The following is a 23693-nucleotide window of genomic DNA, read 5'->3' on the forward strand; positions in this document are numbered from 1 at the left end:
GGGGGGGGGGGGGGCGGGGGGGGCGGGGGGCGGGGGGGGGCCCGGGGCCCCGGCGCGCGCGCGGGGGGGGGGGGGGGGGGCCCCCCCCCCCCCCCCCCCCCCCACGCCAGGTCAGGCATCACCGTCGCCCCAGCCGAGACCGCCGGGACCCGGCGCGTGGTGGAAGCCGGGATGCTCGGCGACATCGACGCAGCGCTCCCCGTCCGGGCCGACCGCGCCACAGAACAGCCGCTCCGCCCGGTGCCACGCGTCGGCCGGTGACAGGGCCGCCGCACCGAGGGCCACCTCCGGGCGAAGCAGGCTCAGCGCCTCCGCGTACGCCACCGCCTGCTCGCGGGCGTCGGCCGCGCCCGGCGCGGTGAAGCCCAGGTGCACGGTGAAGAACCGGCGCGGCCTCATCGGCCGACCGGGCGGGCCGATCAGTGGGCGCAGGGCACGACCCGCGCCCGTCGCCGCGACCGCCCGCCGTTGCCGCCAGTGCGGCGACCTGTTGTCGTGCATTCGCCCTCCCCGTGGTCGTGGCCATCGGCCCACCGAGGGCCGCACCGACCGACCGGTGCTGCCGGCTCACGGCGGCCCCACCAGCTCAGCAAACCAGGTTCCGCCGCCCGTGGGAGGGGCCAGCCGACGCGCTGTCGCCGGTGGGGATTCAGCGGCGGCGACACGGGTAGACGCAGCGCGACGGCGACGCCGGCCACCGCTCGCACCCGAGGAGACCCGATGGCGACCATGCCGGGCGACCGCACGCCGGACAGCACCCTCGCGCTGCTCCGCGCCGGCTACCGGTTCATCGGTGAGCGCTGCGAGCGGTACGGCAGCGACGTCTTCCAGGCCCGGATCCTGCTCGCACCGACCATCTGCCTGCGGGGCCGGCCGGCGGCGATGCTCTTCTACGACAACGAGCGCTTCCAGCGCGACAGCGCGATGCCCCTGCGGGTGCAGCGGACGCTCACCGGCCGGGGTGGCGTGCAGGGGCTGGACGGATCGGAGCACTCCAACCGCAAGGCCATGCTCATGTCGATCATGACGCCGACGGCCATCCAGCGCCTCGGGCAACTCTTCGACGACGAGTGGCGGGCGCGGATCCCCGCGTGGGAGGCGGCCGGGCCGATGCCGCTCTACGACGAGCTGGGCCGCCTGCTGACCCGGGCGGTCTGCGCCTGGGCCGGGGTGCCGCTGGCCACGTCGCAGGTCAACCGCCGCGCCGTCGACCTGCACGCCATGATCGAGGGCCCGGCGGTCGTCGGCCCACGGCACTGGCGAGGCCTGCTCGCCCGCCGTCGCGCCGAACGCTGGCTCGGCGACCTCGTCGAACGGGCCCGGACCGGCATCCACCCGCCGCCGGCCGGCAGCCCGCTTGAGATCGTGGCCGAGCACCGCGACGCGCGCGGGGCGCTGCTCCCCCGCCGGGCCGCCGCCGTCGAACTGCTCAACCTGCTGCGTCCGGTTGTCGCCGTGGACCGGTACATCGTCTTCGCCGCGCTCGCCCTGCGCGACCATCCCGGCTGGCGGGAGAGGGTCCACGGTGACGACGAGGCCACCGAGCAGTTCGTCCAGGAGGTACGTCGCTACTACCCGTTCTTCCCGATGGCCACCGCCCGGGTCCGGCGCTCGTTCGACTGGGAGGGCCACCACTTCCCGCGCGGACGGCGGGTCCTGCTCGACCTCTACGGCACCAACCACCACCCGGCAATCTGGCCCGAACCGGAGCTGTTCCGTCCCGAGCGGTTCGCCGGCCGCCGGGTGGACCCGTTCGAGCTGGTCCCGCAGGGCGGCGGCGACCACACCACCGGGCACCGCTGCGCCGGCGAGTGGATCACCATCGACCTGATGAAGCGGGCGGTCACCAACCTGACCGGCGGCATGCGCTACGAGGTCCCGCCGCAGGACCTGACCCTGGACCTGCGGCGCATGCCCGCGCTGCCGCCCAGCGGCCTGACCCTCACCAACATCCGCCGCGCCTGACCCCGTCGCCGGTTTGGATCGAGGCAGGGCGGGCACGTGCAGCGGGCGGCCCGCCCACCGCCGGCCGCGGACCGCCTGCCCAGGAGGCGCCGATGCTCGCTCAGGCCACCGGTGACGCCGCCCGGCGAGCCGGGCACGACATCACCGGCACGCCGCCGACCACCCTGCCGCCGACCGTCCTGCCGATGGCGTACGTGCTGCCGCTGCGCTGGCACACCGACAGCGGTCTGGACGAGCTGACCGGCTACCTGCGCCGGCTGAGCGGCCTCGTCGAGGTGCTCGTCGTCGACGGGTCACCTCCGGAGCTCTTCGCCCGGCACGCGGCGGCCTGGCAGGGGCTGGTCCGGCACCTTCCGCCCGATCCCGCCGGGCGAGGGCGCAACGGCAAGGTGGTCGGGGTGCACACCGGCGTCGACGCGGCACACCACGAACACGTGGTCATCGCCGACGACGACGTCCGGTACGACGAGGCCGGGCTGCGCGCCGTGCACCGGCTGCTGGGCCGGGTCGACCTGGTCCGGCCGCAGAACTACTTCGACCCACTGCCCTGGCACGCCTGGTGGGACACCGGGCGGACGCTGCTCAACCGGGCGCTCGGAAACGACTACCCCGGCACCCTCGCGGTACGCCGCAGCACGTTCCTCGCCATGGGCGGGTACGACCCGGACGTGCTCTTCGAGAACCTGGAGCTGATCCGCACCGTGCGCGCGTACGGCGGTGTCGAGGTCGCGCCGCCCTGGCTGTACGTACGCCGGCTGCCGCCGGACGCGACGCACTTCCGGGGCCAGCGGGTCCGCCAGGCGTACGACGATCTGGCCCAGCCGGCCCGCCTGCTGACCGCGCTCGCGGTCCTGCCGGCGCTGGCCGCGGCGGTCGCGGCGCGGCGGCCCCGGCTGCTGCTCGGCACGGCGGCCGCTGTCGTCGCCGTGGCCGAGGTGGGCCGCCGCCGCGCCGACGGCGGGATCGTCTTCCCACCGAGCACCTCGCTGGCCGCCCCACTCTGGCTGCTCGAACGTGGCGTCTGCAGCTGGCTGGCGGTCGCCCAGCGCCTCCTGCTCGGCGGAGTCCGCTACGGCAACGTCCGGATCCGCCAGGCCGCTCACCGACCGGGACGACGCGGGCGCTGATCAGGCGTCCGCGCGCCGCCGCACCGCGACGGGGCGCGGGTGGACATGCGACAGCTCGCGGCCACCGGGGGTGACCGCGAGCTGTCGCTGACTGCGGTGGACTCAGGAAGTGACCTGCTGGCGGGCCTGCTGGGCCTGGTCCTTGACGTCCTGGGCGGCCGAGCGGCCGTCGTCCTTGACCGCGTGCACGGCGTCCTGGGCGGTGGACTTCACCGACTCGGCGGCGTGCTGGGCCGGCTCGCGCAGCTCGTCCTTGAGCTCGCTGGCCACCTCGCCCAGCTTCTCCTTCACGGCGCCGCTGTGCTCGCTGACCTTGTCCTTGACCTGAGCGGCGGCCTGCTGCTCCCGCTGGGAGGCCGGGATCAGCGAGGAGGCCAGCCAGCCGACCCCGAAGGCGATCAGGCCGGCGGCCAGCGGGTTGCCCTGCGACTTCTGCCGGATGACCCGGGGCGCGCTGTGGGCGGCGTCGCTGACCGAGGAGGCCGCCGAGTGCGCGGCGTCGCTGACGCTGGAGGCCGCCGAGGAGGCGCGGTCACCCACCGAGTGGGCGGCGTGACCGGTGCCGTGGCCGAGGTCAGACGCGGTTCCCATGACCTTGTCCCTCACATTCTGCAGCGCGGAACGGGCCCGCTGCTTGCGGTCGTCGACGATGCGGCTCGGGCTGACCTTGTACGCCAGCGCGTCCACATCGGAGCTGAGGCTGTTGCGGGTGGCTTCGATCTCCCGGCGGATCTGGTCGGGGTCGGTGCTCATCGGGTGACTCCCTCCGGGTGGGGCTTGAGCGCGTCGGGGATCCGCTGCACGCTGTCGTTGGTCTGCTTGAGCCCGCGTACGTGCTGGGCGTTCTTCTTGGCCATCGAGTAGAGGACCGCGGCGACCACGGCCCAGATGACGGCCACGATCAGCGCGGCCAGGCCGGAGTCCATGACGTTGTCCAGGAACTGCCACACGGCGATGGAGACGAACAACGCCACCATGTAGCCGCCGAAGCCGGCCCCGCCGAAGAGGCCCGCGGCCTTGCCGGCCTTCTTGCCCTCCTGGCGGATCTCGGCCTTGGCCAGCTCGACCTCCTGGCGCATCAGCGTCGACAGGTCGGTGGTGACCTGGCGCATCAGGTCACCGAGCGAGCTGCCCTTCACCTCCGCCGCGGTGTGCGGGGCACCCGCGTCGGGGTGGTAACCGGAGTCCAGGCCGGACCCCTGCGTCGGCATGGTCATGCCGTCGCCTCCCTTCGGATGACTCGGCGCCTCACGGGCGGGGGCTGCCGCTGGACGGCACGCCCGGCAGCGGGTCGGTCTGGGTCACCGGCGGCAGCGGCTGACCGGTGCTGGCCGGCTCGGTGTAGCCACCCGGGGTCGGGTCGGCGTAGCCGCCGGAGGTGGGCTCGGTGTACGTGCCGGGGGTCGGGTCGAGGTAGCCGCCCGCCGGGGTGGTGTCCGCGGCCGTACGGGGTGCCGGCGGCGGCGTGGGGATCACCGCGGTCTGCTCCGGGTCGTACGCCCCGTTGCCGCGGTAGCCCGCGGAGCCGTTGCCGGAGTGGTCACCGGAGTCGGCGATGCCGCGGGTCAGGCGCCCGGCCAGCACGCCGAGCACCGCCGCGCCGACCAGGAAGGTGCCCGGGTTGCGCCGCGCGTAGTCGCGTACCTCGTTGATCAGGTCGCCGGGCTGGCGCTCCTCCAGCCAGCCGGCCGCACCGTGCACCCGGTCGGCGGCCTGGCGGGCCAGCTCGCTCACCGGGCCGGCCTGGCCACCCTGCTCGGCCATGGTGCGCATCTCGTCGGCAATCGACCGCAGGCCGCCGGCGGCCCGGCGCTGCTGCTCACCGGTCTGGCTGGCGAGCTGGCTGCGGGCCTCGCCGTAGAGGTTGCGGGCCTGCCGGGCGGCCTCGCGGCCGACCTCGGTGCCCTGCTCCTTCGCGGTCTGGGCGACCGCGCCACCGGCGTGCGCCGCCTCGGACCCGACGTGTCGGGCCTGCTCACGGACGCCGCCGCCGTTGGTGGACTCGTGCCCGTACGTGGAAGACGTGGGTGACACTTCGTAAGTCATGATTTCCCTTCCGCTCGGAAAGTCGTCGCGGTTGTGCTGGGGGGATGCGGCCGTGACGCCATGGCCGCTGACAACTCCCTACCCTCCGTTTCGGCTTCCATACCTGTTCGTGCATTTCTCTGCGCGGCCGGCGGGATCGACTTCAAAATGGAGGATCGTCGGGCTGCGTCACGTCGCCGCTGCGGACAGTGAGGTTCGCGGGACCGGCAGAGCCACTGGAGGGGGCAGGGATGGCACGAGACGCGCGGGGTGGCCGACCTGCCGCGCCCCGACCCCGGGTGCAGGTGGTCGCGCTTGTCGTGGCCGGGATCTTCCTGTTGATCGGAATCCTCGGCTTCATCCCCGGCATCACCACCGACTACGGCGAGCTGACCTTCGCCGGGCACCACTCGGAGGCCAAGCTGCTCGGGCTGTTCCAGGTGTCGATCCTGCACAACGCGGTGCACCTGCTGTTCGGGCTGGTGGGCCTGGCGCTGGCGCGCAGCGTCGGCGGTGCCCGGCTCTTCCTGGCCGGCGGCGGCGCGGTCTACCTGGCCCTCTGGCTGTACGGCCTGGGGATCGAGGCGGTCGACCCCGAGGCCGGAGCGAACATCCTGCCGGTCAACGACGCCGACAACTGGCTGCACCTCGCACTCGGCTTCGGCATGCTCGCGCTCGGGCTGCTGCTGTCCAACCAGGTGGGCACCGGCGGGCGCCTGGACAGCCCGATCGACAGGCCTTGAGCTGCCGATTCAGGTGTTTGGCGGCGGCGACCGCGCGGGTACTGGCCGGGCGATGATCCGTGAAGGGGGTCGATGATGCCTCGCTGGATACGTGACAACGCGCTGACCGCCGCCATGCTGGGCGCATTCCTGGTCTTCCTCGTCCTGCAGAGCGTGTTCGGCTGGCAGACCCACAACGAGGAGCTGACCGAGTTCGGCGCCGCGCCGCTGAGTTTCCCCGCGTACCTGGGCAGCGGGCACTTCGCCGAGGCGGTCTTCGAGAACTGGGAGTCGGAGTTCCTCCAGATGGGCGGGTACGTGCTGCTCACCGCGTACCTGGTGCAGCGGGGCTCGGCCGAGTCGAAGCCGGTGGACCAGACCGACCGACCCGAGGACGACGAGCGCCGGGCCACCGGCCGGTCGCCGTGGCCAGTACGCGCCGGTGGGCTTCCGCTGGTGGTCTACCGCAACAGCCTCTCCCTCGCGCTGCTGCTGATCTTCGCCGGCTCGTTCGTCGGGCACCTGCTCGGCGGCACCGCCGCCTACAACGAGGAGCAGGCGTTGCAGAGCGGAGCGCCGCCGATCAGCGTGTGGGACTTCTTCGGCACCAGCGACTTCTGGTTCCAGTCGATGCAGAACTGGCAGAGCGAGTTCCTGGCGGTCGGCGCGCTGATCCTGTTGAGCATCGTCCTGCGTCAGCACGCGTCTCCGGAGTCGAAGCCGGTCACCGTCGCGCACGCCGAGACCGGCGCCTGACCGCCGTCGCGGGCGGGCGGACCGCCGCCGTCAGGCCGCGACCGGGAGCCGCTTGGCGAAACAGACGCTGTACGGGTTGCCGACGTACTCGCCGTACACCGGGACCGGTTCGTAGCCGCACGAGGTGTAGAGCCCGATGGCCGCCGGCAGGTACGTGCCGGTCTCCAGGCAGACCACCGTGTGCCCCTGCCGGAACGCGCACTCCTCCAACGCGGCGAGCAGTTGGCGGGCGATGCCCCGGCCCCGGTACGCGGGCCGGACGTACATCCGCTTGACCTCGCCGGTGACGGCGTCGAGCGACTGGAGCCCGCCGCAGGCGACCGCCCGACCGTGCACCACCACCGCCAGGTAGCGGATGTCGTCGTGGGCGACGGTGACCTGCCCGTCCAGCCCGCCGTCGGCCTCGCGCAGCTCACGCTGCTGGGCGACGACCAGGGCGGCGATCTCGGGATCGGTGGCGGGCCGCGACTCGATCAGCATCACCCCACGCTAGGCGGGGTGCATTTCGCGGAGGTTTCCGGCAGTCGTCCCGATCACGGAGAGCAACGGGCTACTCGGCGTCGTCCTCGTCCTCGATGTCCTCGACGTCGTCGTCGGACGAGTCCGCGCCCACCTCGTCCGCCGAGCGCACCCGGCGGGCCTTGCGGGCGGCGAGCCGCTCCGCCGCCGAGGCCCGGTTCGACTTCTCCTCCAGGCGGACGTCGGTGCCCCGGTTGCCGGGCACGAACTCCACACCCGCGTACAGCGTCGGCTGCCAGTCGAACTCGCGCTCACCGATCCGAACCAGGTCGCCGGGCTGGGCGCCGGCCTTGGCGAGCTTGTCCTCCACGCCGAGCCGGGCCAGCCGGTCGGCGAGGTAGCCGACCGCCTCGTCGTTGTCGAAGTTGGTCTGCTTGACCCACCGCTCCGGGCGTACGCCGCGGACGGTGAACGAGCCGTCGGCCTCGGCCGTGATGGTGAAGCCGGCGTCGTCCACGGCCATCGGCCGGATCACGATCCGGGTCGGCTCGGCCGGCGGGGCCGCCTTGCGCTCCGCCTCGACCAGCTCGGCCATGGCGTACGTCAGCTCCTTGAGCCCCTCCCGGGTGGCCGCGGAGACCTCGAACACGCGGTAGCCGCGCTCCTCCAGATCCGGGCGGACGATCTCGGCGAGGTCCCGGCCGTCCGGCACGTCGACCTTGTTCACGGCCACCAGCCGTGGGCGGTCGGTCAGCCCGCCGTACTGGCTCAGCTCGGCCTCGATGGCGTCGATGTCGGCGACCGGGTCGCGGCCGGGCTCCAGGGTCGCCGAGTCGATGACGTGCACCAGCACCGCGCAGCGCTCGATGTGCCGCAGGAACTCCAGGCCCAGGCCCTTGCCGGTGGCCGCGCCCGGGATCAGGCCCGGCACGTCGGCGACGGTGAAGGTGTGGTTGTCCATCCGGACCACACCGAGGTTGGGCACCAGGGTGGTGAACGGGTAGTCGGCGATCTTCGGCTTCGCGGCGGAGATCACCGAGATCAGCGACGACTTACCGGCCGACGGGAAGCCCACCAGGCCCACGTCGGCGACGCTCTTCAGCTCCAGCACGATGTCCAGCTGGTCGCCGGGCTCGCCCAGCTCGGCGAAGCCGGGAGCCTTGCGCTTGGCGTTGGCCAGCGAGGCGTTGCCGCGCCCGCCGCGCCCGCCCCGGGCCACCTCGAAGGTGGTGCCGGCGCCGACCATGTCGGCCAGCACGGTGCCGTCGGTGGTCTGGACCACCGTGCCGTTGGGCACCTTCAGCACCAGGTTGTGGCCGTTGGCCCCGTCCCGGTTCGATCCGGCGCCGCCCTTGCCATTGTCGGCCTTGACGTGCGGGTGGAAGTGGAAGTCGAGCAGCGTGGTCACCTGCGGGTCGACCACCAGCGACACGCTGCCGCCGTGCCCGCCGTTGCCGCCGTCCGGCCCGCCGAAGGGCTTGAACTTCTCGCGGTGGATCGAGACACAACCGTGCCCACCATCGCCGGCCTGCAGATGCAGGACGACCCGGTCAACGAACGTCGCCACGGCGTCAATCCTTCCAGCGAGGTTTGACCCCGCACTTCGAAAATGCGAAGCGGGCCGGGACCCGGAGGTCCGCGGCCCGCTTAGCGAAGAAACTACTGCTGCGGAACGATGCTGACGGTCTTGCGACCGCGCTTGGTGCCGAACAGGACCGCACCGGCCGACAGCGCGAACAGCGTGTCGTCGCCGCCACGGCCGACCAGGTCACCGGGGTGGAACTTGGTGCCACGCTGCCGGATGAGGATCTCACCGGCGCTGACGACCTGACCACCGAAGCGCTTCACGCCGAGTCGCTGGGCCGCGGAGTCACGACCGTTACGCGAGCTGGACGCACCCTTTTTGTGAGCCATTGGAGGACGACCTACTTCCCGCTGGAGATGCCGGTCACCTTGACCTGGGTCAACGGCTGGCGGTGACCCTGGCGCTTGTGGTAGCCGGTCTTGTTCTTGAACTTGTGGATCCGGATCTTCGGGCCCTTGGTGTGCGCGGCGATCTCGCCGGACACCGCGACCTCGGCAAGCTTCGCCGCGTCGGTCACCAGGTCGTCACCGTCGACGAGGAGCACCGCGGTGAGCTTCACCGCGTCACCGGGGGCACCGGTGAGCTTCTCGACCTCGATCACGTCGCCCTCGGCGACCTTGTACTGCTTGCCGCCGGTCTTGACGATCGCGTACATCGGAGGCGGACTCCCTGTCGTTGAGGCTGCTGGCGGTCGTCCCCGCGGCGGCTCGCCGGGTAGCAGTGCACGGCGGCGCGGGCACACGGGAACTCGGCACACCAAAGGTGGGCCGCAGGCAAGAGTACGCCATTGCCGGCCCGGACCCCAAACCGGCCCGCCCTGGTCAGCGGGCGCAGAGCTGGTCGAGGCGTTGCTGGAGCCGGTCCAACTCGGTCTCGTCGATCGACTCGACGTCCGCGCCGAGTGCGGCGACCTCCGTGCCGAGGTCACTGAGCAGCGTCTTGAGCTGCGGATCGGTGGACCGCGTCGACTGCTCCCGCAGTGCGGCCCGCCAGCCGGCCAGCGCCGTCTGCGCCCTCGTGCGGGCCGCATCGGCGGTGGCGGTGTCCCCCGCACCCACCGCCGCGACCATCCGGCCCAGCTCCGCCACGTACTCCCGGACGGCGGTGGCGCCGGCCTGCTGCGCCTCGGCGCACACCTGCCGGTTGCCGCCCGCAACACCGCCACCCACCGGCGTACCGGTCGACCCGCCGGGAGCGCCCCCGGACCCGGCGGCCGGGCCGGAAGCCTCGGCGGTCGCGCTGGTCGGACCCGCATCGACCGACCGGTCGGCGGAGCAGCCGGCTCCGACGGCGAGCACGGCTACCAGCACGGTGACGGCGAGCAGGCGACGCATCTTCTTCTCCTGACCGGGGGCCGACCGCTCCCGGCCCGGGGTGACCGGAACGGCGAGGTCCCTCCCCCGACACATTGCCGGGAAAGGGACCTCGTCAAACACCGGGCCGGTCAGGCCGTCAGGGGCGGGTCCGCCGACGGGCGCCACCGCGGCGGGAGCGGCGACGCCCCGCGCCACCGGCCTCCTCGTCGGTGTCGCCCTCGGCGAGCGCGTCCGGGTCGTCCGCCGCGGCCAGCCGGGCCGACTCGCCCTGCAGGCTGTCGGACACCGCCGGCGCCGCCTCGGTCTCCGCCTCGTAGCGGGACAGGTCGTACCCCATGGTGTCCTGGTAGTCGGCGTCCGGTTCGACGCTGGTGTCGGTGTCGACGACCTCGACCACCGCGCGCTCGGCCGGGGCGCTCTTGCGCGCCCGGCGGCGGGACGACGCGGTGCCGGCCTCGACGGCCGGAGCGGCCGGCGCCGACGAGGCGACCGCCTTGACCTTCTCCGCGGCCCCACCGGTACGCGGCTTCTCCGGCACCGGCTCGGTGTGGATGATGACGCCCCGACCCTTGCAGCACTCGCAGGTCTCGCTGAACGCCTCCAGCAGGCCCGCGCCGATCCGCTTACGGGTCATCTGCACCAGACCGAGCGAGGTGATCTCGGTGACCTGGTGCTTGGTGCGGTCCCGGCCCAGGCACTCGGTGAGCCGGCGCAGCACCAGCTCCCGGTTCGACTCCAGCACCATGTCGATGAAGTCGATCACCACGATGCCACCGATGTCGCGCAGCCGGAGCTGACGGACGATCTCCTCCGCCGCCTCCAGGTTGTTGCGGGTGACCGTCTCCTCCAGGTTGCCGCCGGAGCCGGTGTACTTGCCGGTGTTGACGTCGACGACCGTCATGGCCTCGGTCTTGTCGATCACCAGCGAGCCGCCGGAGGGCAGGAACACCTTGCGGTCCAGGCCCTTGATGATCTGCTCGTCGATCCGGTACTCGGCGAACACGTCGCTCGTGCCGACGTGCCGGCGCACCCGGTCGACCAGGTCCGGAGAGACGTGCGACAGGTACGACTCGACCATGCCGTACGACTGCTCGCCCTCGATGACCAGCTCGCGGAAGTCCTCGTTGAACAGGTCCCGGACCACCCGGATCACCAGGTCGGGCTCCTCGTAGAGCAGCACCGGGGCACCGCCCTCGGCGGCCTTGGCCTGGATGTCCTCCCACTGCGCCTGGAGCCGCTTGACGTCGCGGGCCAGCTCGTCCTCGCTGGCGCCCTCGGCGGCCGTACGGACGATCACGCCGGCGCCGTCCGGGACCAGCTTCTTGAGCACGTCGCGCAGCCGCTTGCGCTCGGTGTCCGGCAGCTTCCGGCTGATCCCGGACGCGTTGCCGTTGGGCACGTAGACCAGGTGCCGGCCGGAGAGGGCGATGTGGCTGGTGAGCCGGGCGCCCTTGTGCCCGATCGGGTCCTTGGTGACCTGGACCAGCACCGAGTCGCCGGAGCGCAGCGCCTGCTCGATCGAGCGGGCACGCCCCTCCAGCCCGGAGGTGTCCCAGTTGACCTCGCCGGCGTACAGCACCGCGTTGCGGCCCCGGCCGACGTCGACGAACGCCGCCTCCATGCTGGGCAGGACGTTCTGCACCTTGCCCAGGTAGACGTTGCCGGCCATGGTGCCCGAGGAGTTGCGGGTGACGTAGTGCTCGACCAGCACACCGTCCTCCAGGACGGCGATCTGGGTGCGGTCACCGCGCTGCCGGACCGCCATGACCCGGTCGACCGCCTCCCGGCGGGCCAGGAACTCCGACTCGCTGAGGATCGGCGGCCGCGTACGCCGCTGCTCCCGGCCGTCCCGGCGACGCTGGCGCTTGGCCTCCAGCCGGGTCGAGCCGGACACGCCCTGGACCTCGTCGACCGTGCGACGCGGCTCGCGGATCTTGACCACGGTGGGCACGCCGTCGTCGGCGGCTCCCTCGGTGTCCCCGGCGCCGCGACGGCGGCGACGACGGCGACGACGGGTCAACCCGTCCCCGCCCTCGGACTCCTCGTCCTCGTCACCCTCGGCCTCGGCCTCGGCGGTCTCCTCCTCGTCGGCCTGCGCCGCCTCGTCGGACTCCTCGTCCTCGGCGTCGTCGGCACCGCCCTTGCCCCGGCCCCGACCCCGGCGGCCACGCCGACGGCGGCGACGCGCGGCCGCGCTGTCCTCGTCGTCCTCGTCCACCTCGGCGGCCTCGTCGGCCTCCTCGGTCGGCTCCTCCTCGGCCTCGACGGCCTCGACCGGCTCCACCGGCTCGACATCGCGGCGACCGCGCCGCCGTCGACGGGACGGCTCGGCCTCGACGGCCGGTTCCTCGGCCACCGGAGCGGGCTCCGCCGGCCGGGTCACCGGCACGGCGTCCGGCTGGGGTGCCATGAACAGCACGGTGGGTGCGGAGAGCGCGGCCCGCCGGCGGCGGGTCCTCGGCTGCTCGGCCTCGACGACCTCGGCAGGCTCGATCGGCTCATCGGCCACGTTCGCCACGGCGACACCGGGCGCCACCTCGCCGGAGCGCTCCCGCGCGGCACCGAACGCCTGCTCGGCGACGGTTCCGTCCGGCGGGGTCTGCGCCTCGTTCAGCTCGGCTTCCGCCTGACGCAGGTCGGACTCCGCCGGCGTCTCAGCGGCGTCCTCCTCGACGGAGGGCTCCTCGGCGGCGGGCTCCTCGACGGCGGCGGGCTCCACGACGGCCGGCGGCTCCTCGACGGCGGGCGTTGCCTTCTTGCGCCGGGTGCGGGTCACCTTGACCGGAGGAACGACCTCGGGGGAGGCCAGCTCCGCGCTGGCGGCGACCAGCGGCTCCTCCGCGGTCGTCTCGACGGGGGCCGCCTTGCGCCGGCGTCGGGGGGTCTTCGGGGCGACGTCCAGGTCACCGGAGACCGGGGCGAAGACCTCCGCCTGCGGCGACTCGACGGCACCGGTCCCGCCGGCGGACGCCTCGACGGGCGCCTCGGCCTGCTCCGGCTGGTTGAGCGGGGCGGCCCGACGCCGGGTGGCCCGCGCCCGCCGGGGCGGCGCGGCCGGCTCGGCGCTCTCCGCGCTCGCCTGCTCCGCGCCGGTGGCGGCGTCGGTGGTGGTGCTCTGGTCAGCGGTGTCGCCGGCCGGCTGTGAACCGGTCCGTTCGCCGCCCTCGGGCTCGTTCTCGAGCATGGACGTTCTCCAGTTCTGGCTGCCCCGGGCGCGGGTGAGCGCTGCCACGCAGGGTCGCCGCAAAAGTGTTTCCGCCGGGCGCGCGTGGTGCGCGACCGCCGAAGTCTGCCTGCAAGAGCGCTGACCGTCGGTCAGTGCCCAACGATGGCTGCCCCGCCGCGGTCCGCATCCAACGGATCCACGATCGCACCCTGCGCGGTCAGCGTGCCCTGAGCCAGCCGGGTCACCCTCGGCGAGACCGGCGGCTCCAGGTCGGCCACCACGCGGAGGCCGGAAAGGACGTCATCGGGCCGTACGGACGGGGTGACCTGCCGCACGACCAGTTCGAGTATCGCACACGGTACGGCCGGCGCCCCGGAAGGCGTCTGCGTCGGGGAGAGGACATCGATCGACATGACCGCCGCACGGGCGTCGAAGGTGCGTCGCCCCTGCTTGGTCATCCGCTCGACCAGCACCTCGTCGGCAGCAGTGAAGGCGTCCACGGCGGCGCGCAGTGTCTCCGTGTCGACCTCGGGCAGCTCGATGTGCCAGTGCGACGCCTCGATGCGGTCCGCCAGGCTGCCGCCCTCGGCGATCACCACCTCCAGCACGTCCAGCCCGGGTGAGAGCGCGGCGTCGAGCGCGGCGCGCAGCGCCTCCGGCTCGACCGGCGCCTGGAGGCCGATCTCCAGGTACTCCGCCTCGCTCGCCACCCCGGTGGGCGCGGCGCTGGCGTAGGAGATCTTCGGGTGCGGGGTGAAGCCCTGGGAGAACGCGATCGGTACGGCGGCACGGCGCAGCGCACGCTCGAAGGCCCGGGCGAAGTCCCGGTGCGAGGTGAACCGCAGCGGCCCGCGCTTGGCGTACCGGATGCGGGCGCGCTGAACGACCGGCGCCTGCCCACCCTCCGGCTGGTTTTTCTTACTGATCGTCTCGCTCCTCGGAACTCAGCACCGGTTGATCATGAAGTTATTGTCGGCGACACGCGGTGTTCCGGGCAATAACTTCATGATCGACGCGGGCGACGGGCGGGGCCGGGAGGGCCGGGGTCAGGGCGTGGGGGTTTTCAGGCCCTTGATCGGCGTCAGGGGCAGGAGCTTCTTGCCGGTGGGGCCGATCTGGATCTCGGTGTCCATCGAGGGACAGACACCGCAGTCGAAGCACGGGGTCCACCGGCAGTCGTCCTGCTCGAACTCGCTCAGCGAATCCTGCCAGTCCTGCCAGAGCCAGTCCTTGTCCAGGCCCGAGTCCAGGTGGTCCCAGGGAAGGACCTCCAGCTCGTCGCGCTGGCGGGTGGTGTACCAGTCGAGATCCACCCCGAACGCCGGCAGCGTCTCGGCCGCCGCGTCCACCCAGCGCTGGTAGGAGAAGTGCTCGCTCCAGCCGTCGAACCGGCCGCCGTCCTCCCACACCTTGCGGATCACCGAGCCGACCCGGCGGTCGCCCCGGGAGAGCAGGCCCTCGATCAGCGACGGCTCGCCGTCGTGGTAGCGGTAGCCGATGGCCCGGCCCAGCGAGCGGTCCGAGTTGATGGCCTGCTTGAGGATCTTGAGCCGGTGGTCGATGACCTCCGGGCGCTCCATGGCGGCCCACTGGAACGGGGTGTGCGGCTTGGGCACGAACCCGCCGATGGAGACCGTGCAGCGGATGTCCTTCGAGCCGGTCGCGGCCCGACCGGCCTTGATCACCTCGTGGGCCATGTCGGCGATCTCGAGGACGTCCTCGTCGGTCTCGGTCGGCAGGCCACACATGAAGTAGAGCTTCACCTGCCGCCAACCGTTGCTGTACGCGGTGACGACCGTCCGGATCAGGTCTTCCTTCGACACCATCTTGTTGATGACCTTGCGGATCCGCTCCGACCCGCCCTCCGGGGCGAAGGTCAGGCCGGTACGCCGCCCGTTGCGGGACAGCTCCTGCGCGAGGTCGATGTTGAACGCGTCGACCCGGGTCGACGGCAGCGACAGCGACACGTTAGTGCCCGCGTACTGCTCGGCCAGGCCCGAGCACATGTCGCCGATCTCCGAGTGGTCCGCCGAGGAGAGCGACAGCAGGCCCACCTCGGAGAAGCCGGAGAACTCCAGGCCCTCGCGCACCATCTGCCCGACGGTGGTGATCGACCGCTCCCGCACCGGACGGGTGATCATGCCCGCCTGGCAGAACCGGCAACCCCGGGTGCAGCCCCGGAAGATCTCCACCGCGTACCGCTCGTGCACCGTCTCCGCGAGCGGGACGAGGGGCTTCTTCGGGTACGGCCACGCGTCCAGGTCCATCGTCGTGCGCTTGTGCACCCGGAACGGCACGTCTGCCCGGTTCGGCACGACCCGCTGGATCCGCCCGTCCGGGAGGTAGTCCACGTCGTAGAAGCGCGGGACGTACACGCTCTCGGTGCGGGCCAGCCGCAGCAGCAGCTCGTCGCGGCCACCCGGGGAGCCCTCGGCCTTCCACTCCCGGACGATCGCGGTGATCTCCAGGACCGCCTCCTCGCCGTCGCCGAGAACGGCGGCGTCGATGAAGTCGGCGATCGGCTCCGGGTTGAAGGCGGCGTGCCCACCGGCCACGATCACCGGGTCGGCGTCGGTGCGGTCGGCGGCCAGCATCGGGATGCCGGCCAGGTCGATCGCGGTGAGCATGTTGGTGTAGCCCAGCTCGGTGGAGAAGGAGATGCCGAAGACGTCGAAATCGCGCACCGGCCGGTGGGCGTCGACGGTGAACTGCGGCACGCCGTGCGTGCGCATCAGGTTCTCCAGGTCGGGCCAGACCGCGTACGTCCGCTCGGCGAGGGTGTCGGGCAGCTCGTTGAGCACCTCGTAGAGGATCTGCACACCCTGGTTGGGCAGGCCCACCTCGTACGCGTCGGGATACATGAGCGCCCAGCGCACCGTCGCGGCATCCCAGTCCTTGACCACCGCGCCCAGCTCACCGCCGACGTACTGGATGGGCTTGGAGACCTGAGGGAGCAGCGGCTCGAGCCGGGGCCAGACCGAATTGGTCGCGGCCGCGCGCGGCGTCGTGGACGGGGCACTCATGATGCCCAAGGGTACGCGCCCGCCCGCCGGTGACCGCGCGCACGCCACGATGCCGCCCGGCCAACCACCTGTGCACGCACTCCGCCCCGATGCCCGGGCGGCGGCGGTGGCGACGCGGTACTAACCTCGGACCGGCGCGAGAGGAGATTGCCGCGATGCCGGAGCCCCAGCCGGGAGCACGGCCGGCCGACGGGCGCACCCCGGGCCCGGAGCCGGACGACGCCTCGGCGGTCGCCGACGAGTCGACCTCCCCACCCGTACCGCCGGACCACCCCACCGCCCCCGACCAGCCCGAACCCACGGCCCAGCCCACCGCACCGGACCAGCCGGAGCCCACGGCCCAGGAGCCCGCGGCTCAGCCCGAGCCGACGGCCCAGGAAGCCGCGGCCCAGCCGGAGCCAACGGCCCAGGAAGCCGCAGCCCAGCCGGCCGCGTCCGCGGACTCCCCCGCCGCGCCCACGGTGGCCCCCGCGCCGCGGTGGAGTGGGTCCGCGCCGGTCCCTCCTCCGCTGCCGCGCAGGCGTGCCTGGGGTGAGTCGGCCGAGCCGACCCCGCCGCCGCCCCTGCCCGAGCAGCCACCCGAGCACCGCACCCCGGTCGACCCGTGGGCCGGGGTGGACACCGGCGGCTGGAACCTGCCCTCCGCCGAACTGCCTCCGCTGCCCCCGACGTTGGACTACCCGGCGCCCCCGTCGACCCGGCAGTGGTCCGGGCCGCCCGCACCGCCGGTGGGGATGCACCCGGTGTCGCCGTCACCCGCCCACCCGACGTCGCCCGCCTACCCGGCGCGACCCACCTACCCGGCGCCGCCAGCCCACCCGGCGCCGCCAGCCCGGCCCGCCCTGCCGGCGCAGCCCGGCACGGGCCGACCTACCGCGCCGGTGCGGCCGGTGCCGCCCGCCCGGGTGCCGAAGCAGCGGCGAGGCCGGCGCTCGGCCACGCCACCGCCGGTGACGCCACCACCGGGCTGGGAGGCCCCGAAGGGGTACGTGCCGGTTCCGGTCCGTCGTCGACGTCGCTGGCCGTGGCTTCTGCTGCTCACCCTGGCCTGCTGCTGCGGATGCCCCGCCTACTACGGCCTGCCGATCTCGTCGCAGTACCCGGCCCGCGCCGCGCTGCCGGAGCAGGTCGCCGATCTGAGCCTGCGTCAGGACGACGGCAGCGCCGCGGCGGCCCGCCAGCTGGAGAACGAGGTACGCCAGGAGAACTGGCTGGCCGAGGACACCTTCGCCGGCGTGTACGCCACGGCGGACGGCAAGCGGGTGACGGTCTTCGGCGGGACCGGCTTCCGGCTGAACCCGGAGGCGGACGCGGACGCAGAAATCACCCGGCTCAAGGAGCGCTACGCGCTGGAGTCGCCCGAGACGGTGCAGACCGGCGTACGGGGTCGGCACGAGCGTTGCGCGATCGGCCGGCCGGCCGACGGCGACGTGGTGGTGTGCACCTCGGTCGACCACGGCAGCATCGCCACCGGAGTGTTCACCCGACTCTCCGTCGTCGACAGCGCCGACCTGCTGAAAACCTTGCGCGGCCAGATCGTTCAGCCCGAGCGGGGCTGAGCCGCGCCCCGGCCAATGGAGCGATGCCGCACCGTCGACGGCGAGGCCGGGCCGTTGACGGCGGGGCCGGGTCGGCCGGCGGATCGCGGACCTGAGTGGGTCAGCGGAAGCGTCACCACCGGCGGCCCGTTACGCCCCGTGACGTCACGCGAACGAAGCGGGTCGGAAAGCGGTATTCCTGTGAGTCATAAAAATGACTCACAGGAATACGGCTTAGAGGACCAGGTGCCTCGACGACGGCTCCGCCGTCGGTGCCACTAGCCGGGGAAGGAACCGAGGCCACGGCCCAGCGCGGATCAGACGCCGCAGGCCCGGCGCCGCGCCACACATCGCGCCGCGCCACACATCACGCCACGCATCGCGCCGCGCCACACATCGCGTGGTCAGCGCGGGCCAAGCGCCGCAGATCCCGGGGCAACGCGACCCGGGCCGGCGGGTCAGACGTCGCCGGTCGGGTCCGGGTGGGCGCGCGGCGGGGCGTAGCGCGGGACGTACTCCTGGCCGGTGAGCTTCTGGATCTCGCTCATCAGCTCGTCGGTCATCTGGCGCAGCGAGGCGCGGTCGTCCGGGCGACCGGTGAAGTCCAGCGGCTTGCCGAACCGGACGGTGATCTTGGCGCTGCCGGGGCGGGGCACCCGGGCGCCGATCGGCTGGGCCTTGTCCGTGCCGATCGTGCCGACCGGGATGATCGGCACACCGGCGGAGATCGCCAGCCGGGCCGCCCCGGTCCGCCCCCGGTAGAGCTTGCCGTCCGGGGAGCGGGTGCCCTCCGGGTAGACCACCACCAGGTCACCACCCTGCAACGCCGGGATGGCGGCGTCGAACGCGGACAGCGCGGCCCGCCCACCGGCCCGCTCGACCGGGATCGCGCCCAGACCGGTGAGGACGAACTTCGAGAACGCGCCCTTCACGCCGGTGCCCTTGAAGTACTCCGACTTGGCCCAGAACGCCAGGTGCCGGGGCACCACGGTGCCGAGGAACAGCTCGTCGGCCACCGAGAGATGGTTGCCGGCGAAGATCGCGCCGCCGGTCTCCGGCACGTGTTCCAGACCCTCCACGGTCGGGCGGAACGCCAACCGCAGCGTGGGCGCCACGGTGAGCTTGCCGATGGTGTAGAGCAGGGGCACTGGTCCTCCGGCAGATGAGGTGCGAGCAGGCGGTGTCACGGTAGCGGACGCCTCCACACCTCGCAGACGGAGGTGGGGAGGCGTCCGCACCCGCGGGTTACACCCGGCGGACGATGACCGTCACCCGCTCACCCTCGCCAACCTCGCCGGCGAAACCGTCGAGGCCCTCGGCGAAGTCGATCGAGTCGGCCAGCACCTCGCCGGCGACGAAGTCGACGTACGCGCTCACCGCCGCGCGCACCTCCTCGGACGCCGACACCGACACCACGATCCGGTCGGAGACGTCCAGGTCGGCGTCGCGGCGGGCCTGCTGCACCACCCGCACCACGTCGCGGGCCAGGCCCTCGGCGGCCAGCTCCGGGGTGACCTCGGTGTCCAGCACGACCACGCCCTCGCCTCCGGGCAGCGGCGCGGAGTGCTCGGCGTCGGCCGCGACCAGGCGCAGCTCGTACTCGCCCTCGGCCAGGGTGATGCCGGCGGCCACGGGGGCGCCGTCGACCAGCTCCCACTCGCCCGCCTTGACCGCCTTGATCACCTGCTGGACCTGCTTGCCGACGCGCGGGCCGAGCGCCCGGGGCACCACGGTCAACACCTGCTCGCAGTACGCGGCCAGCTCGGCGCTGAACTCCACCGCCTTCACGTTGACCTCGTCGGCGATCAGGTCGGCGAACGGTCGCAGCTGCTCCGCCGCCGGCGAGGCCACGGTCAGCTTCGACAGCGGCAGCCGTACCCGCAGACCCTTGGCCTTGCGCAGGGACAGCGCCGCCGAGGCCACGGCCCGCACGTTGTCCATGGCGGCGACCAGCTCGTGGTCGGCCGGGAACTCGCTCGCCTCCGGCCAGTCGGTCAGGTGCACCGAGCGCTCCCCGGTCAGCCCGCGCCAGATCTCCTCCGCGGTCAGCGGCGCCAGCGGCGCCACCACCCGGCAGAGCGTCTCCAGCACGGTCGACAGGGTGTCGAACGCGTTGGCGTCGCCGGACCAGAACCGGTCCCGCGAGCGGCGCACGTACCAGTTGGTCAGCGCGTCCAGGTAGGACCGCACGGTGGTGCAGGCGCCGGAGATGTCGTACGCGTCCATCTGCGCGCTGACCGTCGAGACCAGCTCGTTGGTCTTCGCCAGGATGTACCTGTCGAGCAGGTGCGTCGAGTCGGTGCGCCGCCGCGCCTGGTACCCGTCCGCGTTGGCGTAGAGCGAGAAGAAGTACCAGACGTTCCACAACGGCAGCAGCACCTGCCGGACGGCGTCGCGGATGCCCGCCTCGGTGACCGCCATGTCACCGCCGCGCAGCACCGGCGAGGACATCAGCATCCAGCGCATCGCGTCCGACCCGTACGAGTCGAACACGTGGTAGACGTCCGGGTAGTTGCGCAGGCTCTTGGACATCTTGCGCCCGTCCGAGCCGAGCAGGATGCCGTGGCTCAGGCAGTTGCGGAACGCCGGCCGGTCGAACAGCGCGGTGGCCAGCACGTGCATGGTGTAGAACCAGCCGCGGGTCTGCCCGATGTACTCGACGATGAAGTCACCCGGGTAGTGGTGCTCGAACCAGTCCGCGTTCTCGAACGGGTAGTGCACCTGGGCGAACGGCATCGACCCGGACTCGAACCAGCAGTCCAGCACCTCCGGCACCCGACGCATCATCGACTGACCCGTCGGGTCGTCCGGGTTGGGGCGGACCAGGTCGTCCACCGCCGGCCGGTGCAGGTCGCTCAGGCGTACGCCGAAGTCCCGCTCGATGTCCGCGAGGGAGCCGTAGACGTCCAGGCGGGGGTAGTTCGGGTCGTCGGACTTCCACACCGGGATCGGCGAGCCCCAGAACCGGTTGCGGCTGATCGACCAGTCCCGGGCGTTGGCCAGCCACTTGCCGAACGAGCCGTCCTTGATGTGGCCGGGCGTCCAGTTGATCTCCTGGTTCAGCTCGACCATCCGGTCCCGGAACTGCGTCACGGCGACGAACCACGACGACACCGCCTTGTAGACCAGCGGGGTGTCGCAGCGCCAGCAGTGCGGGTACGAGTGGGTGTAGGTGTCCTGCTTGAGCACCACCCCCCGGTCCTTCAGCTCCCGGATCACCGGCTTGTTGACGTCGAAGACCTGCTCACCCTCGTACGGCGGAACGAGCGCGGTGAACCGCGTGTGGTCGTCCACCGTGACGATGGTGGGGATGCCGGCGGCGTTGCAGACGTTCTGGTCGTCCTCACCGAACGCCGGGGCGAGGTGCACGATCCCGGTGCCGTCCTCGGTGGTGACGAACTCCGCGCCGAGCACCTGGTAGGCGTTCTCGCCCGCCTGCTCGACGAGGAAATCGAACAGCGGTGTGTAGCGGCGCCCGACCAGGTCCCGGCCGTACACCGTGCCGACCTGCTCGTAGCCCTCCAGCTCCTTGGCGTACGCCCCGAGCCGCGCGGCACCCACCACGAACCGGTCACCGTCGCGCTCCAGCACCGCGTACTCGATGTCGGGACCGACGGCGAGCGCCAGGTTCGACGGCAGGGTCCACGGCGTGGTCGTCCAGACGCCCAGCTTGACGGGCCCGCGCACCAGCTCCGGGGCGGACTCGTCGGCGGTCAGCCCGAACCACACCGACAGGGTCGGGTCGTGCCGGTCCCGGTAGACGTCGTCCATCCGGGTCTCGGTGTTCGACAGCGGCGTCTCGCAGCGCCAGCAGTACGCCAGCACCCGGAAACCCTCGTAGATCAGACCCTTGTCGTGCAGGGTCTTGAAGGCCCACATGACGCTTTCCATGTAGTCCAGGTCGAGGGTCTTGTAGTCGTTGGCGAAGTCGACCCAGCGGGCCTGCCGGTTGATGTACCGCTCCCAGTCCTGGGTGAACTCCAGCACGGAGGTGCGGCAGGCCTCGTTGAACCGGGCCACGCCCAGGTCGACGATCTCCGCCTTGCTGGTGATGCCGAGCTGCTTCTCGGCCACCACCTCGGCGGGAAGGCCGTGGCAGTCCCAGCCGAAGCGCCGCTCGACGTGCCGGCCGCGCATCGTCTGGTAGCGCGGCACCACGTCCTTGACGTAGCCGGTGAAGAGGTGGCCGTAGTGCGGCAGGCCGTTGGCGAACGGCGGGCCGTCGTAGAAGACGTACTCGTTCTTGCCGTCGGTGCCGGCGGGGCGGGCCTCGACCGACGCCTCGAAGGTCTTGTCGGCCGTCCAGTGCTCCAGCACCCGGCGCTCGACCGCGGGCAGGTCCGGGCTCGCCGGCACACCGGCGGCGGTCGGGTCGTGCAACGGATAGGCCATCGCCTGTCGCTCTCCTCGCAGCTCACTCAACGTGGGTCTGCGAGGACGAACCTTCCGGGTACGCCGACGACGGCGCTCCCGGGTGGCCCGCGGTACCACCCCGCTTGGCGGTCAGGATCGACCGCCCGCTCATTTGCCGGCTGTGACGGGCCGCACCCGTCCGGTTCTACTGGGCCGGTTGCCCGGCTGTTCTTCCGGAGGCTCACCGGTGATGGCCGGGTCATCGCCTTACGGCCCTCAACGATACAAGACCCGCCCACCCCTCCGCCTCCGAGTAACGCCCCCCGGGCGCTTGTCCCGTTGATCATGAGGTTGACGGGCGAGTGGATCAGTTTTCCGCCCGTCAACCTCATGATCAGCGCAATCGGGTCAGGGGCGCGAGCGGGCGGCTTGACCTCGGTGACGGGCTCGCGCAGACTTCGCCGGTGCGTCCTCTCAACCACGACGAGTTCCAGGCCATGCGTCGATTCCCCGCGCTGGACGGCCTGCGGGCCGTGGCAGCCGTGATGGTGTTCGCCTTCCACTACGGCGGCCCGTCCTGGAAGTGGCTGACCGGCTGGATCGGCGTACACCTGTTCTTCGTGCTCTCCGGCTTCCTGATCACGACGCTGCTGTTGCGGGAGGAGCACCGGTACGGCCGGGTCTCGCTGCGCGCCTTCTACCTGCGGCGGTTCTTCCGGATCATGCCGGTGTACCTGCTCGTGCTCTTCCTGACCTGGGGGTTGGCCCGGCTCAGTGGCAGCGCCGCGACGATCGAACGCCTGATGACGTACTACCTGCTCTTCATCAACGACTTCCTGCCCGGCAACGCGCCGTACCTGCACTCCTGGACGATCGGGATCGAGCAGAAGTTCTACCTCTTCTGGCCCGCCATCGCGTTCGTCCTGGTGACGGCCGCGTTCCGACGCCGGTTGGCGATCACCGCCGGGCTGCTCGTGCTCTTCATCGCGCTGATCCCGCCGGACATCGCCTGGCTGAGCTGGCCCATCCACTACGTGGCCATCCTGCTGGGCTGCCTCACCGCCGTGGTGATGCACCATCCCAAGGGCTTCGCGCTGGTCCGCCCGCTGACCCACCCGGTGACGGCCACCGCCGCGATCGTGGTCTTCATCGTGTTCCAGGTGGCCGTTCAGTACTGGCCAGTCCGGTTCGGCCAGGAGGCGTTGATCGGCACCTACGCCGCCGCGGCGGCGCTCCTGCTGCCTGCCCTGCTCTCGCGCAGCGTCCTCGCCCGTGGGCTGGGGCTGCGTCCGCTGGTCTTCGTCGGCGAGCGGTCGTACTCGATGTATCTGATCCAATCCATCGCGGCGCGGGTGGCGATCGGGCTGCTGCCGACCATGGGCCGGCGCAGCACCGCCGTCTTCCTGGGCGCCGTGGTGGTGGCGCTGATCGTCGCGGACGTGCTCTACCGGTGGGTCGAGCTGCCGATGATCGAGGTGGGACGCCGGTTGGCCGCCCGGGTGAGCCGGCGTGGCCCCCGTGACGGCGAGGGCACGCCCACCTCGTCCGGTACGGCTGTGGAGGACGTCCAGATCCCACCGACCCGCGAGGTCCTCGCCGACGCGGTGCCGGCGGGACGCGGCTGATCGCCCGGTACTACGCCGGGATCGACGGCCCGC

At 72.3% G+C, this 23693-nt stretch carries 20 protein-coding genes; 6 read left to right on the forward strand and 14 right to left on the reverse strand.

Annotation, left to right across the window (positions count from 1 at the left end; translation table 11 throughout):
• Window positions 1-111: 111 nt before the first annotated feature.
• Entirely contained in the window at window positions 112-501 is a 390-nt protein-coding gene (locus tag ACGGAQ_RS32175) for a hypothetical protein (protein ID WP_393055894.1), read from the reverse strand.
• A gap of 219 nt (window positions 502-720) precedes the next feature.
• On the opposite strand from ACGGAQ_RS32175, the gene ACGGAQ_RS32180 reads away from it, so the two are divergent.
• On the forward strand, window positions 721-1965 hold the full coding sequence (locus ACGGAQ_RS32180) for a cytochrome P450 (protein WP_393055897.1): 1245 nt from the start codon (window positions 721-723) through the stop codon (window positions 1963-1965).
• A 92-nt stretch (window positions 1966-2057) separates the two neighbouring features.
• Complete coding sequence (locus ACGGAQ_RS32185) at window positions 2058-3092, forward strand: glycosyltransferase (protein WP_393055900.1); 1035 nt, start codon at window positions 2058-2060, stop codon at window positions 3090-3092.
• Between the two features lie 102 nt (window positions 3093-3194).
• On the opposite strand, the gene ACGGAQ_RS32190 is transcribed toward ACGGAQ_RS32185, so the two are convergent.
• From ACGGAQ_RS32190 to ACGGAQ_RS32200, 3 genes are read right to left on the reverse strand one after another with little or no spacing between them, the layout of a single operon-like run.
• Window positions 3195-3845, reverse strand: a complete 651-nt coding sequence (locus tag ACGGAQ_RS32190; RefSeq protein WP_393055903.1) for a DUF3618 domain-containing protein — start codon at window positions 3843-3845, stop codon at window positions 3195-3197.
• The gene (locus tag ACGGAQ_RS32195; RefSeq protein WP_354857914.1) at window positions 3842-4309 is read right to left on the reverse strand and encodes a phage holin family protein; all 468 of its coding nucleotides are present in this window, start codon (window positions 4307-4309) and stop codon (window positions 3842-3844) included. Before ACGGAQ_RS32195 ends, ACGGAQ_RS32190 begins: the two co-directional genes overlap by 4 nt.
• Before the next feature lie 31 nt (window positions 4310-4340).
• Window positions 4341-5138, reverse strand: coding sequence for a hypothetical protein (locus ACGGAQ_RS32200; protein ID WP_393055906.1), 798 nt, complete (start codon window positions 5136-5138; stop codon window positions 4341-4343).
• A gap of 230 nt (window positions 5139-5368) precedes the next feature.
• On the opposite strand from ACGGAQ_RS32200, the gene ACGGAQ_RS32205 reads away from it, so the two are divergent.
• Both ACGGAQ_RS32205 and ACGGAQ_RS32210 read left to right on the forward strand, forming a co-directional pair.
• Window positions 5369-5860 carry a DUF4383 domain-containing protein gene (locus ACGGAQ_RS32205; protein WP_393055909.1) on the forward strand — a complete coding sequence of 164 codons (492 nt, stop codon included), beginning with the start codon at window positions 5369-5371 and terminating at the stop codon, window positions 5858-5860.
• 75 nt (window positions 5861-5935) lie between these two features.
• A complete protein-coding gene (locus tag ACGGAQ_RS32210) occupies window positions 5936-6595 on the forward strand; it encodes a DUF6766 family protein (RefSeq protein ID WP_393055912.1) in 660 nt (219 codons plus the stop codon).
• A gap of 30 nt (window positions 6596-6625) precedes the next feature.
• Here ACGGAQ_RS32210 and ACGGAQ_RS32215 read toward each other — a convergent pair whose 3' ends face one another.
• From ACGGAQ_RS32215 to ACGGAQ_RS32250, 8 genes are all read right to left on the reverse strand, one after another.
• Window positions 6626-7075, reverse strand: coding sequence for a GNAT family N-acetyltransferase (locus ACGGAQ_RS32215; protein ID WP_354857907.1), 450 nt, complete (start codon window positions 7073-7075; stop codon window positions 6626-6628).
• Between the two features lie 70 nt (window positions 7076-7145).
• The gene (obgE, locus tag ACGGAQ_RS32220; protein WP_393055916.1) at window positions 7146-8621 is read right to left on the reverse strand and encodes a GTPase ObgE; all 1476 of its coding nucleotides are present in this window, start codon (window positions 8619-8621) and stop codon (window positions 7146-7148) included.
• A gap of 92 nt (window positions 8622-8713) precedes the next feature.
• Window positions 8714-8968, reverse strand: coding sequence for a 50S ribosomal protein L27 (gene rpmA / locus ACGGAQ_RS32225; RefSeq protein WP_074313740.1), 255 nt, complete (start codon window positions 8966-8968; stop codon window positions 8714-8716).
• A gap of 11 nt (window positions 8969-8979) precedes the next feature.
• A complete protein-coding gene (gene rplU, locus ACGGAQ_RS32230; protein ID WP_007464063.1) occupies window positions 8980-9294 on the reverse strand; it encodes a 50S ribosomal protein L21 in 315 nt (104 codons plus the stop codon).
• A 166-nt stretch (window positions 9295-9460) separates the two neighbouring features.
• Complete coding sequence (locus ACGGAQ_RS32235; protein ID WP_393055921.1) at window positions 9461-9973, reverse strand: hypothetical protein; 513 nt, start codon at window positions 9971-9973, stop codon at window positions 9461-9463.
• Window positions 9974-10091: 118 nt separating this feature from the next.
• Complete coding sequence (locus ACGGAQ_RS32240; protein ID WP_393055924.1) at window positions 10092-13139, reverse strand: Rne/Rng family ribonuclease; 3048 nt, start codon at window positions 13137-13139, stop codon at window positions 10092-10094.
• A gap of 131 nt (window positions 13140-13270) precedes the next feature.
• Window positions 13271-13990 carry a TIGR03936 family radical SAM-associated protein gene (locus tag ACGGAQ_RS32245; protein WP_354857991.1) on the reverse strand — a complete coding sequence of 240 codons (720 nt, stop codon included), beginning with the start codon at window positions 13988-13990 and terminating at the stop codon, window positions 13271-13273.
• Between the two features lie 177 nt (window positions 13991-14167).
• Entirely contained in the window at window positions 14168-16144 is a 1977-nt protein-coding gene (locus ACGGAQ_RS32250; RefSeq protein ID WP_354857897.1) for a TIGR03960 family B12-binding radical SAM protein, read from the reverse strand.
• A gap of 155 nt (window positions 16145-16299) precedes the next feature.
• Here ACGGAQ_RS32250 and ACGGAQ_RS32255 point away from each other — a divergent pair, with 155 nt between their 5' ends.
• Window positions 16300-17703: a hypothetical protein gene (locus tag ACGGAQ_RS32255; protein WP_393055927.1), complete on the forward strand. Its 1404-nt coding sequence runs from the start codon at window positions 16300-16302 to the stop codon at window positions 17701-17703.
• Window positions 17704-18140: 437 nt separating this feature from the next.
• Here the strand turns inward: ACGGAQ_RS32255 and ACGGAQ_RS32260 are convergent, their stop codons facing one another.
• Window positions 18141-18830: a lysophospholipid acyltransferase family protein gene (locus ACGGAQ_RS32260; RefSeq protein ID WP_354857892.1), complete on the reverse strand. Its 690-nt coding sequence runs from the start codon at window positions 18828-18830 to the stop codon at window positions 18141-18143.
• A 97-nt stretch (window positions 18831-18927) separates the two neighbouring features.
• Complete coding sequence (gene ileS, locus ACGGAQ_RS32265; protein WP_393055930.1) at window positions 18928-22074, reverse strand: isoleucine--tRNA ligase; 3147 nt, start codon at window positions 22072-22074, stop codon at window positions 18928-18930.
• Between the two features lie 425 nt (window positions 22075-22499).
• Here ileS and ACGGAQ_RS32270 point away from each other — a divergent pair, with 425 nt between their 5' ends.
• A complete protein-coding gene (locus ACGGAQ_RS32270; protein ID WP_393055933.1) occupies window positions 22500-23660 on the forward strand; it encodes an acyltransferase family protein in 1161 nt (386 codons plus the stop codon).
• The last annotated feature ends 33 nt before the right edge of the window (window positions 23661-23693 follow it).

This window comes from Micromonospora sp. NPDC047557, assembly GCF_043205095.1.
GTDB lineage: Bacteria > Actinomycetota > Actinomycetes > Mycobacteriales > Micromonosporaceae > Micromonospora.

Coding starts and splice junctions, on each gene's coding strand:
- ACGGAQ_RS32215 (WP_354857907.1), bottom strand. CDS start 7,075: ATGCTGATCGAGTCGCGGCCCGCCACCGATCCCGAGATCGCCGCCCTG.
- ACGGAQ_RS32240 (WP_393055924.1), bottom strand. CDS start 13,139: ATGCTCGAGAACGAGCCCGAGGGCGGCGAACGGACCGGTTCACAGCCG.
- ACGGAQ_RS32205 (WP_393055909.1), top strand. CDS start 5,369: ATGGCACGAGACGCGCGGGGTGGCCGACCTGCCGCGCCCCGACCCCGG.
- ileS (WP_393055930.1), bottom strand. CDS start 22,074: ATGGCCTATCCGTTGCACGACCCGACCGCCGCCGGTGTGCCGGCGAGC.
- ACGGAQ_RS32185 (WP_393055900.1), top strand. CDS start 2,058: ATGCTCGCTCAGGCCACCGGTGACGCCGCCCGGCGAGCCGGGCACGAC.
- ACGGAQ_RS32195 (WP_354857914.1), bottom strand. CDS start 4,309: ATGACCATGCCGACGCAGGGGTCCGGCCTGGACTCCGGTTACCACCCC.
- ACGGAQ_RS32210 (WP_393055912.1), top strand. CDS start 5,936: ATGCCTCGCTGGATACGTGACAACGCGCTGACCGCCGCCATGCTGGGC.
- ACGGAQ_RS32180 (WP_393055897.1), top strand. CDS start 721: ATGGCGACCATGCCGGGCGACCGCACGCCGGACAGCACCCTCGCGCTG.
- ACGGAQ_RS32190 (WP_393055903.1), bottom strand. CDS start 3,845: ATGAGCACCGACCCCGACCAGATCCGCCGGGAGATCGAAGCCACCCGC.
- ACGGAQ_RS32255 (WP_393055927.1), top strand. CDS start 16,300: ATGCCGGAGCCCCAGCCGGGAGCACGGCCGGCCGACGGGCGCACCCCG.
- ACGGAQ_RS32200 (WP_393055906.1), bottom strand. CDS start 5,138: ATGACTTACGAAGTGTCACCCACGTCTTCCACGTACGGGCACGAGTCC.
- ACGGAQ_RS32175 (WP_393055894.1), bottom strand. CDS start 501: ATGCACGACAACAGGTCGCCGCACTGGCGGCAACGGCGGGCGGTCGCG.
- rplU (WP_007464063.1), bottom strand. CDS start 9,294: ATGTACGCGATCGTCAAGACCGGCGGCAAGCAGTACAAGGTCGCCGAG.
- ACGGAQ_RS32250 (WP_354857897.1), bottom strand. CDS start 16,144: ATGAGTGCCCCGTCCACGACGCCGCGCGCGGCCGCGACCAATTCGGTC.
- ACGGAQ_RS32235 (WP_393055921.1), bottom strand. CDS start 9,973: ATGCGTCGCCTGCTCGCCGTCACCGTGCTGGTAGCCGTGCTCGCCGTC.
- rpmA (WP_074313740.1), bottom strand. CDS start 8,968: ATGGCTCACAAAAAGGGTGCGTCCAGCTCGCGTAACGGTCGTGACTCC.